7 protein-coding genes are annotated in these 11,945 nt (G+C 29.0%); 3 read left to right on the plus strand and 4 right to left on the minus strand.

Features of this window, described 5'->3' with window-relative positions:
* Nucleotides 1-26 precede the first annotated feature (26 nt).
* Nucleotides 27-2,513, minus strand: a complete 2,487-nt coding sequence (locus Q0733_RS01615) for a M14 family zinc carboxypeptidase (RefSeq protein ID WP_298778126.1) — start codon at nt 2,511-2,513, stop codon at nt 27-29.
* 74 nt (nt 2,514-2,587) lie between these two features.
* On the opposite strand from Q0733_RS01615, the gene Q0733_RS01620 reads away from it, so the two are divergent.
* Together Q0733_RS01620 and Q0733_RS01625 are read left to right on the plus strand one after the other, a co-directional pair.
* Complete coding sequence (locus Q0733_RS01620; protein ID WP_298778128.1) at nt 2,588-3,691, plus strand: bestrophin family protein; 1,104 nt, start codon at nt 2,588-2,590, stop codon at nt 3,689-3,691.
* Nucleotides 3,692-3,896: 205 nt separating this feature from the next.
* Nucleotides 3,897-6,794: an FAD-binding and (Fe-S)-binding domain-containing protein gene (locus Q0733_RS01625; RefSeq protein WP_298778130.1), complete on the plus strand. Its 2,898-nt coding sequence runs from the start codon at nt 3,897-3,899 to the stop codon at nt 6,792-6,794.
* A 119-nt stretch (nt 6,795-6,913) separates the two neighbouring features.
* On the opposite strand, the gene Q0733_RS01630 is transcribed toward Q0733_RS01625, so the two are convergent.
* Nucleotides 6,914-7,357, minus strand: a complete 444-nt coding sequence (locus tag Q0733_RS01630) for a hypothetical protein (RefSeq protein ID WP_298778131.1) — start codon at nt 7,355-7,357, stop codon at nt 6,914-6,916.
* Between the two features lie 53 nt (nt 7,358-7,410).
* Nucleotides 7,411-10,047: a valine--tRNA ligase gene (locus Q0733_RS01635; protein ID WP_298778134.1), complete on the minus strand. Its 2,637-nt coding sequence runs from the start codon at nt 10,045-10,047 to the stop codon at nt 7,411-7,413.
* Nucleotides 10,048-10,173: 126 nt separating this feature from the next.
* Here Q0733_RS01635 and Q0733_RS01640 point away from each other — a divergent pair, with 126 nt between their 5' ends.
* A complete protein-coding gene (locus Q0733_RS01640; RefSeq protein ID WP_298778137.1) occupies nt 10,174-10,578 on the plus strand; it encodes a DUF1573 domain-containing protein in 405 nt (134 codons plus the stop codon).
* 7 nt (nt 10,579-10,585) lie between these two features.
* Here Q0733_RS01640 and Q0733_RS01645 read toward each other — a convergent pair whose 3' ends face one another.
* On the minus strand, nt 10,586-11,926 hold the full coding sequence (locus Q0733_RS01645) for an aspartyl protease family protein (protein ID WP_298778139.1): 1,341 nt from the start codon (nt 11,924-11,926) through the stop codon (nt 10,586-10,588).
* Nucleotides 11,927-11,945 lie beyond the last annotated feature (19 nt).

Below are 11,945 nucleotides of genomic sequence, written 5' to 3' on the forward strand. Positions count from 1 at the left end.
CATTAAGCTTTACTAAAAACTAAAACCTACATTTTATCGCCAAAGAAAACAGCATTCATTAATAATTTATTGGTACCAAACCAAAAAGCCCTAAAATTAGTATTATCAGTAAAAATAATAACCCTACCCCTACCGAGTCTTTGTACTTTAAAAGGAACAGTATTTTTAATCACTTTTGAATTCTCTTTAGAAATATATCCACTTAATAATGGATTTGAAGTATATTGAATTGGGTTGTTATAACTCTTTTTATCTGCCTTAATAAACATCGTAGAATTTCTAAATAAAGCTATTTTATCATTCTTATATCCAAAATTAATTGGGTGAGAACGATCTACTTTTGCCTCAAAAATTGCACCACCAATATATTGTGCTCCAGATTGTAAAGAACGTTCTTCAAAAGAGACATCTTTTATTGTATCGATTTTAGAACTTTCAAAGTTTAAACTAATCATTTTATTACTGGCCAACCACCTTGCTGTGTTTTTATAACCAATAATAATTCCTCCATTTTTTACCCAAGTTTTCAATTTTTCTACAGCAGATTTATCTAATCTACTACTCGGAATTACAATGTGTGAGTATTTTGCAATATTAATTCTATTAAAATCACGCGTATCTAAACGTGTTATATGCATATCAAAACGTTGATCAAACAAATGCCATATTTCTCCAGAATCATAACTTGTAATTCCATCACCAACTATCATAGCAACTTTTGGTTTTTTTATAGCACTAAAATTATTGCTTCCTAAATCAATACCATCATTTAAACCTGTGTTTACACCATTTATTTTTACATGACTTTCTGTTGCTGTTTTTTCTAAGAATTGATACAACTCAACAGCATTTAACTTTTGATTTTGAACAGGAATAAAAACAGTTCCGTAATCATAAGAAATACCACCGTTTTTAAAATTCTTCATAGAAACTTTAGCACGCAAACCTTTTTGTAAAATAGCGTTCAAAGCCTTAGGAGTGTAATATTCATTCCATGGCATTAAATATCCATAATCACTTTTAAAAGAAACACTTCCTGCATTCATTTTTAAATCAACAATTTCATTTCCAGCTTTAGCCAACGAAACGTTTTCTGTATAATCAACTCCAAAAGCATGATTAAATGTCCACGCAGAAACATCATAAAACAAACTATCTTTAAAGGTTTTACGTACATCAAACATTGCTTTTACCAAACGTTGATTTTTCTGATTCATAGGCACTACATAACTGTATCCTTTTTTGAAATTTTTTCCATTAGATGAAAAATCATCTTTTACTTCATGAATTTTTATTTTGTGTCTTTTTAAAACTTCTGCTAAATGAAAACTTTTTGCAGCATCTTTTTCATCACCAAAAACAATAGCTTTTTTCTCTCCAGAATTTCTAGATTCTTTATAAAAATCTTGTTGATATTGTAAGATTTTAGTTCTCATTTTATTAGCAGCTTCTAAAGTAGATAAAGCCGCAGTAAATTGATTTCTTATTGTAAACGGAAAAGTTAAAATTCCGTTTACAGTTTCTTGTGCATGCCCTCTAGAACTAGCTTGTTCAAACAAAATACCAATACTACCATTAATGTCCGGAAAAGTTGAACCTTTACCATAATAAAAGTCATCAAAACTCTCTTCAGAATAATACAAAGAACCTATTTTATCTAACGCTTTTGCATGGTAAGTTGCAATTTCTTTGGTTAAATCTTGATTCATTTTTGGTGTTAACGGGTTAGTTCTACTAGGAATTCCTGGTTGAAAAAAGAAGCTAGAATTACTTCCCATTTCATGATGATCTGTTAAAATATTTGGCAACCATTTATGAAAACTTTCAATTCTAGCCTTACTTTCTGGTAATTGAACTGGCAGCCAATCTCTATTCATATCAAACTGATAATGATTAGTTCTTCCTCTTGGCCAAATCTCAGAATATTCTCTATCATTTGGATCTGGATTAATATTTTTACTTCTGTTTGTATTTGCCCAATAAGCAAAACGTTGCAATCCATCAGGATTAAAAGAAGGGTCAAAAAGAATAACCGTATTATTTAATAAATCATCAATTCCTTGTGCTGCTGCTAAATAATAAGCAACTGCCAAGGCAGCGTTAGAACCACTTGCCTCATTTCCATGAATAGAAAAACCTTGATAAACAACTATTGGATTATTAGTAACATCAACTAAATTATTAGTAGCATCTATATGTTTTTTCCTAATTACTTCTATATTTTTATGATTTTCTGGCGATGTAATTGTCAATAAAATTAAAGGTCTATCTTCATAAGTTTTACCTCTATTTTCAATAGAAATTCTATTGGAAGCAGCAGCTAAAGCTTTCATATACTCCACTAACTTATCATGTGTAATATGCCACTCTCCTACTTCATGACCAATTACTGATTTTGGCGTTGGTATTTTTTGATCATAAGTTACATCTTTAGGAAGATAATAAGATAAATCTACTTTTTGAGCGGAAAATGAGGCAGATATAAACAATATTAAAAACAGAAACTTTTTCATTTGTGATTTGAATTTAGTTATTCCAAATATATGAATTCAAAAAGTTTATATTTGATACTTTAACAATATTTTTTATGTATACTAAAAGATTTTTTCCTGTAAAAGGAGTCATAAAATGGACAAGAAGACACATTTTACTTTTTTTATTAATAGCCACAATACCAGTATTTTTATTTGATATTGCTGGCTTAAAATGGCTACATGTACCTTGGTTACCTTTAGGAGTTTTAGGAACTGCAATTTCATTTTTAATTAGTTTTAAAAATAACGCTTCTTATGATAGGTTATGGGAAGCACGTAAAATTTGGGGAGGAATTGTAAACACCTCTAGATCTTGGACCATTATGGTCAAAGATTTTATAGACAATACGCATGCTAAAAATCCAAAATCAGATAAAGAGTTACAAAACATAAAAAAAGAAATAGTTCATAGACATATTGCATGGTTAACAGCCTTACGCTATCAATTACGTGCAGAAAAACCATGGGAATCTCATATTAAAAATGATAAGGGAAATAATGAATTTAGAGAAGCTCATTATTTAGTTTGTGAAGATGTAAATGAAATAGAAACTGCTATTAAACCTTATATTTCAGATGATGAATACAAAGAGGTTTTTGCTAAAGGAAATAAACCCTCACAAATACTAGGTATACAATCGCGTAAACTAAAAGAATTGATGAATGAAGGGTTGATAGAAGATTTTCGTCATATGGAAATGATGAATGTTCTTGTAGAGTTTTACACCTTACAAGGTAAAAGCGAACGCATTAAAAATTTTCCGTACCCTAGACAATATGCAACAATAAACTATGTATTTGTTTGGATTTTTATTATTCTTTTACCTTTCGGAATTATGAGTGGTTTTGAAGGGATTGGAGAACATATTTTAGAAGATTTAGCAAAACACGCTTCACATTCTTCTTTTACTCATAAATTACAAGAAGCTATTGCAAACCATTTTGTGTGGTTTTCTATTCCTTTTAGCGCTTTATTATCTTGGGTTTTTCATACCATGGAAAAAATTGGAGAAAACACAGAAAATCCTTTTGAAGGTGGACCAAATGATGTGCCAATTACAGATTTAAGTAGAGGAATTGAAATAGATATAAGACAACTAATTGATGATACTGATATACCAGAGCCATATACTTGGAGAAATGATATTGTAATGTAACAATAATCTTATTTATTTTTTTTTACATAAACTGAACATAACAATATAAAGCAAAACTATATTTACAACAACCATTAAAGAAAAATCAACAATATTATAATTCTATTTTTATCAAATTAACAAAAATTCAGAAACTCTGTAACGATTCTGTTTTAATGATAATTTTATTCAGATATTTGTAAATTAGATACTTTTACATTTTTTGATGATTGATAATTCTACTTTAAAAAACTTACACAACTCACTTTCTGGTGATGTTCTTTTTGATGATTTACATAAAACTTTATACGCAACGGATGCTTCTGTTTACAGAAAAATTCCGTTAGCGGTTGCTTTTCCAAAAGATGAAAAAGACATTCAAGTTTTAATTAATTTTGCAATAAAAAATAGTATCACTTTAATACCAAGAACAGCTGGTACATCACTTGCAGGTCAGTGCGTTGGAGACGGAATTGTAGTAGATGTTTCTAAACATTTTACAAACATCCTTACTTTTGATGAACAAGCAAAAGTTATTAAATTAGAACCAGGAATTATTAGAGATGATTTAAACCGATTTCTAAAACCTTATGGATTATTTTTTGGGCCAAACACATCAACATCAAATAGATGTATGATTGGTGGAATGGTTGGTAATAACTCATCCGGAAGCACCTCAATAAAATATGGAGTTACACGTGACAAAGTATTGCAAATTGACACTATTTTAAGCGACGGAAGCAAGGCTATTTTTAAAGAAATAACATCTGCAGAATTCTTAAAAAAAACAAAAGAAAACACTCTAGAAGGTAAAATCTATCAATCTATTTTTGAAGAACTTTCTTCTGTAGAAAATCAGCAAGAAATTAAAGAACAGTTTCCAAAAGAAAAAATTCATAGAAGATGTACAGGATATGCTGTAGATGAATTCTTAAAATCCGATTTATTTGGAGGAACATTACCAACTATTAACGTTGCAAAATTCTTATCAGGAAGCGAAGGTACATTGGCATTTTCTACGTCAATCACGCTACAATTAGATGATATAGCTCCAACAGAAAGCATAATGGTTTGTACTCATTTTAAGAGTATTAATGAAAGTTTAAAAGCCACTATTATTGCAATGAATCACAATTTGTACAATTGTGAATTAATGGATAAAACTATTTTAGATTGTACAAAAAACAATCGTGAATTGGCAAAAAACAGGTTCTTTTTAAAAGGAGATCCCGAAGCAGTTTTAATGTTAGAAGTATCTGCAAATACCATTGAAGAAGCAGAAATATTAGCAGATAATTTAATTACTGATTTAGAAAAAAACAACTTCGGATATCATCATCCAAAGGTTTATGGAGCGGATCTTGCTAAGGTGCATTATTTACGTAAAGCAGGTTTAGGAGCATTGGCAAATATTATTGGTGATAAAAAAGCAGTTGCCTGTATAGAAGATACTGCAGTTGCATTAGAAGACTTGCCAAATTATATTGAAGAGTTTACCAAAATTATGGACAAATATCAGCAAAACGCGGTGTATTATGCACATGCAGGTGCTGGAGAGTTACATTTACGCCCAATTTTAAATTTAAAAAAGAAAGAAGATGTTGTTTTATTTAGAAAAATTACAACTGAAACAGCTAAACTTGTAAAGAAATATAAAGGTTCTTTTTCTGGAGAACATGGAGACGGAATTGTACGCGCAGAGTTTATTCCTTTAATGATTGGCGATAAAAATTATCAATTATTAAGAAGGATAAAAAAATCATTTGACCCTAACAATATTTTTAACCAAGGAAAAATTACAGATGCCTTTTCTATGGATAAAAGCCTTCGTTATGAAGTTGATAGAAATGAACCTGTAATAAAAACAATACAAGATTTTTCTGATAATGAAGGAATTTTAAAACTCGCTGAAAAATGCAATGGTTCTGGAGATTGTAGAAAATCTGCTGAAGCTGGCGGTACAATGTGCCCAAGTTATAGAGCCACAAAAAACGAAAAAGATACAACACGTGCTAGAGCAAACACCTTGCGTGAATTTTTAACAAATTCTGATGAATCTAATAAATTTAATCATAAAGAATTAAAACAGGTTTTTGATTTATGCTTAAGCTGTAAAGCTTGCGCTTCTGAATGCCCAAGTAATGTTGATGTTGCTGCTTTAAAAGCAGAATTTTTATATCAATATCAAGAAACAAATGGGTATACTTTTAGAAGTAAATTATTTGCAAATAATGCCAAATACAATAAATTAGGAAGTAAAATTCCAGCAATTACAAACCTTTTAACAAATACTGGTTTGGCTAAAAAAATAATGGGAGTAGCGCAAGAAAGAAGCGTTCCTAAACTTTCTAGTCAAACATTAGATGCTTGGTTAAGAAAACATCAACCTAAAAAAACAGATAAAAAAGTATATTTATTTAATGATGAGTTTACTAATTTTTATGATACTGAAGTTGGTAAAGATGCCGTTTTTCTATTAGAAAAATTAGGATATACGGTCTTATCTGTAGATCATTTAGAAAGTGCTAGAAGCTATCTTTCTAAGGGTTTTTTAAAAGAAGCTAAAGAAATTTGTAATAAAAACATAACAATTTTTAAAGATTTAATTACTAATAAAACACCTTTAATTGGTGTTGAACCTTCAGCAATTTTAACCTTTAGAGACGAATATTTACGTTTATCTGATGATAAACAATCTGCAGAAAAAATTGCTAAAAATACATTTACTTTTGAAGAGTTTTTAGCCAAAGAACTAGAAAACAAGAATATAGGCACTAAGTTATTTACAAAAGAATCTAAGGTTATAAAAATTCATGGACATTGTCATCAAAAAGCATTATCTAGCACACACGCTTCTTTTTCTATTTTAAACATTCCTAAAAACTACAATGTTAGCATTTTAAATACTGGTTGTTGTGGTATGGCTGGTTCTTTTGGTTATGAAAAAGAACATTATAAAGTAAGTATGCAAGTTGGTGAGGATACTCTTTTCCCTAAAGTAAGAAATTGTAGTTCTGATACAGAAATTGCTGCAGCTGGAACCAGTTGTAGACATCAAATTTTTGATGGTACAAAACGAGTTGCTAAACACCCTATTACTATTTTAAAAGAAGCCCTACTCTAAAATATACCCCTTCAAATTAAAAATTTGAAGGGGTGTTATATCACTTCTGAATTAAGGCTTGTTGCGTTTGGTGGTTTAGCGTAAAGTTAGCAATAAGATTTATACTTTGTTTTAATTAGTTATTTTTCGTCTAATTTTAAATAGTAAAGTTTTGCGGCTTCTTGAATTTCAGAATCTAAACTATCGTCAAATGCGTATGAATATAATACCCATTTATCGTTTGGTTTATAAAATTTAAAAATGAATCGAATTGGTTGTCTATCATATTTTATCATATACGAATATAATTCAAAGCTTTCTGAGAATTTTTTCTTTGTAATGATTTCATACCCATAATATTTCCCCATATAACTTTCCGTAAAACCATTTACAGTTCCCACTATTTTATCAATGTCATCTTTTATTCTTTCGGTCCATTTATTAGTTGCATATAATTCTTTCACAGCTTTTCCAGCATCTTTTTCATAAGTGGTAAAAAAGGTATTAATTAAATCTTGTGGACTTGATTGAGCTAAAACGTTTCCTGATATTGAAATAAATAAGACAAATAATATTTTTTTCATAATTTTCTTTTTTTTAAAAGGATTTTAGTAATTACATACAACAATAAATATTCTTATTGTAAACTTGCCAAACTACTTTTAATAGTTTCAATTTTTGCAATTGTATCAGACTCTTTTTTACGCTCTAATTCTAACACTTTTTCTGGAGCATTATTTACAAAACGTACGTTAGATAGTTTTTTATTGATTCCAACCAAGAAACCTTCTGCTCTTGTAAGTTCTGCTTCCAATTTCTTAATTTCAGCTTCTACATCAATATTTTCAATAGAAATCGGCACAAAATATTCATTAGATTTTACTCTAAATGAAGCGCCTTCTACTTTTTCTGAAACGTAGTTTATGCTAGCTGTATTTGTTAATTTCTGAATCACAAGATCAAATGTTTTAGTGCTTTTATCATTATCAATTACAAATAATTCTACAGCATCTTTAAAAGAAATGTTTTTGTCTTTTCTAATCGTTCTAATTCCAGATACAACATTTGCTGCAAACTCAAAATCAGAAATAATTGCAGTATTAAATTCTTTTTGCTCAGGATATTTTGCAATAATCAAAGCTTCTTCAGGAGCTCTATCTGTAACGTATTGCCAAATTTCTTCAGATAAAAATGGCATAAATGGATGTAAAACTTTTAAGTTATTTTCTAAAACTTCAATAATAGCATCAAATGTCTTTTTATCAATTGGTTGTTGATAAGCAGGCTTAACTATTTCTAATAACCACGAAGAAAAATCATCATTAATTAGTTTATAAATTGCCATTAAAACATCTGATAAACGGTATTTAGAGAAATGATCTTCTATTTCTGCCAACGTTTTTTGAAACTTAGCTTCATACCATTCTAAACCAATTTTAGAAGTTTCTGGTTGCGGTAAAGTTTCATCAACTTCCCAACCTTTTATCAAACGGAAAGCATTCCAAATTTTGTTTGCAAATCCTTTTCCTTGCTGACATAAATCTTCATCAAACATTAAATCGTTACCAGCTGCAGAACTTAGTAAAAGTCCAACTCTTACACCATCAGCACCATACTCTTTAATTAACTTTAAAGCATCAGGAGAGTTTCCTAATTGTTTAGACATTTTTCTTCTTTGTTTGTCTCTAACTAAACCTGTTAAATAAACATTTTCGAAAGGTTTTTCATCTTTATATTCATACCCTGCAACAATCATTCTTGCAACCCAAAAGAATAAAATATCTGGACCAGTAACTAAATCGTTTGTTGGATAATAATATTTAATTTCTTTGTTTTCTGGGTTTCTAATTCCATCAAAAACAGACATTGGCCATAACCAAGAAGAAAACCAAGTATCTAAAGCATCTTCATCTTGAGTTAAGTCGTTAGTTGTTAATTGTTGGTTATTAGTTTTCTTTTTCGCAAGCTCTAGAGCTGCTTCAATATTCTCTGCTACTATAAAATCTTCTTTTCCGTCTCCATAGAAATATGCAGGAATTTGTTGTCCCCACCAAAGTTGACGAGAAATATTCCAATCACGAACATTTTCCATCCAATGACGATATGTGTTTTCAAATTTCTTTGGATATAAATTGATATCAGTATCATCACCTAAAACCGCTTTAATTGCAGGTTTCGCCAATTCTTCCATCTTTAAAAACCATTGATCTGATAATCTTGGTTCTATAACTGCTTTAGTTCTTTCTGATGTACCAACTTTATTGGTATGCACTTCAGTTTTTATTAAAATTCCTTTTTCTTCTAACTCTTTAACAACTTCTTTACGAACTACAAAACGGTCTTTTCCTTGATAATGTAAACCAAAAGAATTTAAAGAAGCGTCATCATTAAAAATATCAATTACTTCTAATTTGTGCTTATCTCCTAAATTTTTATCATTTTCATCGTGTGCAGGTGTAACTTTTAAACAACCTGTACCAAACTCTATATCTACATATTCATCTTCAATAATAGGAATAACTCTATTACATAAAGGTACAATGGCTTTTTTACCTTTTAAATGAGTAAAGCGGTCATCATTAGGATTGATACAAATTGCAGTATCTCCAAAAATAGTTTCTGGTCTTGTAGTTGCAATAGTTAACCTATCATCAGAACCTTCAATTTTATATTCTAAATAATACAAGTTCCCTTGTCTTTCTTCATGAATTACTTCTTCATCAGAAAGTGTTGTTTTTGCTTCAGGGTCCCAGTTTACCATTCTGTAACCTCTGTAAATTAAACCTTTGTTGTATAAATCAACAAAAACTTTAATTACAGATTCAGACATTTCTGGATCCATTGTAAAGGCCGTTCTTTCCCAATCGCAAGAAGCTCCTAACTTTTTTAATTGTTCTAAAATGATTCCTCCATATTCATTTTTCCAATCAAAAGCATGTTGTAAAAATTCCTCACGTGTTAAATCACTTTTAGAAATTCCTTGTTCTTTTAACTTAGCAACAACTTTTGCTTCTGTAGCTATAGACGCGTGATCTGTACCAGGAACCCAACAAGCATTTTTACCTAATAAACGTGCACGCCTAATTAATACATCTTGAATTGTATTATTTAACATATGCCCCATGTGTAAAACTCCTGTTACGTTTGGTGGCGGGATTACAATTGTGTAAGGCTCTCTTTCATCTGGTGTTGAATGAAAGTAGTTATTTTTCATCCAATATTCATACCATTTATCTTCTACTTTACTTGCATCATATTTAGATGGAATATTCATACTTTGGAATAATTTTTGATATATAGTTGACAAAAATACAACTATCTGTTAGCAACAAAAAAAAACTGTTAACTTTTTAATTTAAAAAAAAAGTTTAATTTTACATTATTAAATCTCATTCATACAATGAAAACTTATTTTACTTTATTACTAATTTTTACTCTTTCTTTATCTTTTAATGCTCAAGAATTTAAATTTGAAAAAGAAACTATAGATTATGGAAAAATCGCAAAAGGTTCAGAACGTGAAAGAACATTTGTTTTTACTAATATTGGAGATCAACCATTAATTATAAAAAACATTAAATCTAGTTGTGGATGTACAATTCCTGAAAAACCTAAAGAACCAGTTATGCCTGGTGCAGAAGGAAAAATTAAGGTTTCTTATAATACTAACAGGCTTGGTGGATTTTCTAAATCTATTACCATTTTTTCAAATGCTAAAAGTGAAAGGAAAATTATAAAAATTAAAGGCTTTGTTGATAAAGGTATTTCTTTAGAAAAAGAAAAAAGTTTACTATCTGAAAATTAAAAATATATTATATTTTTTGTTCTAAACGAAATTCAAACTTTAAAGTTTCTTCATTTCTCTTAACTGTAATTCTAACTTTTTTATTTACTTTTTCTTGAAATTTATTGATAATATCTGATAACTTGAATTGATGTGCTGGTTTATTATTTATTTTTAATATAAAATCACCTTTTTTAATTCCTACCTTATCCGCAGGAGAGTTTTTAACAACATTTCTAATCATAAATAAAGGTTTAAATTCATAGGAATAACGGGTAATTAAATTGATAGAGTTTCTTTGATTGTTTTGATTTTTAAAGGTATTTGCATGAACTTTTTCATCAATTTCTTTTACAAGTTGTTTCCCATAATACATAACATCCAAGCCACTCATATTATAATTAAACTCATCTTTAAATGAAGCATTCTTTTTAAGAACCATTTTTTTATTTGGATAATCTATCCAAACTTTAAACCTTTTTAAAACATTGCCACCAATGCTACCATTTCTAGATTTAAAGTGTCTTGCATTATGTGTAGAAACTGAATCTAAAAAAGAAACTGTTGGCTTTTTAATTTCAAATGAACCTAGTTTAATTTTTGGAATTCTACTTCTATTGCCATAAATAGTACCGCTTAAACCTTCGCCAAGAATATCTTTAAAAAAGCGAATTGGAGTTTGTATGTTTTTTTTTGTTCCTTCAAATAACCATATTGCATCACTTCCTCCAGAATCTACCAACAATTTTACATCGGTTAACTTACTTCCAATAGTATCAAGTTGAACTTTTGCATCTATATATGGCTTTTTCCTAAAAAAAGATAAAGGAAAAGTTTCGCACTTATTACAATTTTTATAATTGTATAATTTTGGATTATAAAAGTCGATTACTTTCGATCTATAATTTATTTTAACAATAAAATTCTTTAATAAATTATAACCAATAATACCATGAATGGTTACTCCCATTTTAGCTGAAAAATCAAAATAATCATTAAGCACCACATAAACTGTTTCATTATACCCCTTCATTTTTTTTAAAGACAACTTGTTATTTTTTGATACCAATGCATTAACAGCAACACCTTCTCCTAAACCTTGCAAAGCAACTTTCTTTACACTATTTAAACCTATACTATCATTTTGAGAGATATTAAAAAGTATGGTTTTATTAACACCAGTATCTAAAATAAAAGAAAGTTTTTTATTATTAATTTCTAAAGGAATAATTATTAAGTTATTAATTAACTTAAAACTTACTCTTTGTCGTTTTTGGTTTTCATTTAAAAACCGAAAACCATCTTGCCCATTAACTGTTAGTTGAGAATTAAAAATGAAGATTATAAAAAATAAAAGTACTTTTTTCAATGAAAAATGTTAAAATGAA

This window comes from uncultured Polaribacter sp., from assembly GCF_947500975.1.
Taxonomy (GTDB): domain Bacteria; phylum Bacteroidota; class Bacteroidia; order Flavobacteriales; family Flavobacteriaceae; genus Polaribacter.

What these genes read in the sequence shown, in the direction of transcription:
- Q0733_RS01615 (WP_298778126.1), bottom strand. Translation starts at nt 2,513, where the DNA reads ATGAAAAAGTTTCTGTTTTTAATATTGTTTATATCTGCCTCATTTTCC.
- Q0733_RS01620 (WP_298778128.1), top strand. Translation starts at nt 2,588, where the DNA reads ATGTATACTAAAAGATTTTTTCCTGTAAAAGGAGTCATAAAATGGACA.
- Q0733_RS01625 (WP_298778130.1), top strand. Translation starts at nt 3,897, where the DNA reads ATGATTGATAATTCTACTTTAAAAAACTTACACAACTCACTTTCTGGT.
- Q0733_RS01630 (WP_298778131.1), bottom strand. Translation starts at nt 7,357, where the DNA reads ATGAAAAAAATATTATTTGTCTTATTTATTTCAATATCAGGAAACGTT.
- Q0733_RS01635 (WP_298778134.1), bottom strand. Translation starts at nt 10,047, where the DNA reads ATGAATATTCCATCTAAATATGATGCAAGTAAAGTAGAAGATAAATGG.
- Q0733_RS01640 (WP_298778137.1), top strand. Translation starts at nt 10,174, where the DNA reads ATGAAAACTTATTTTACTTTATTACTAATTTTTACTCTTTCTTTATCT.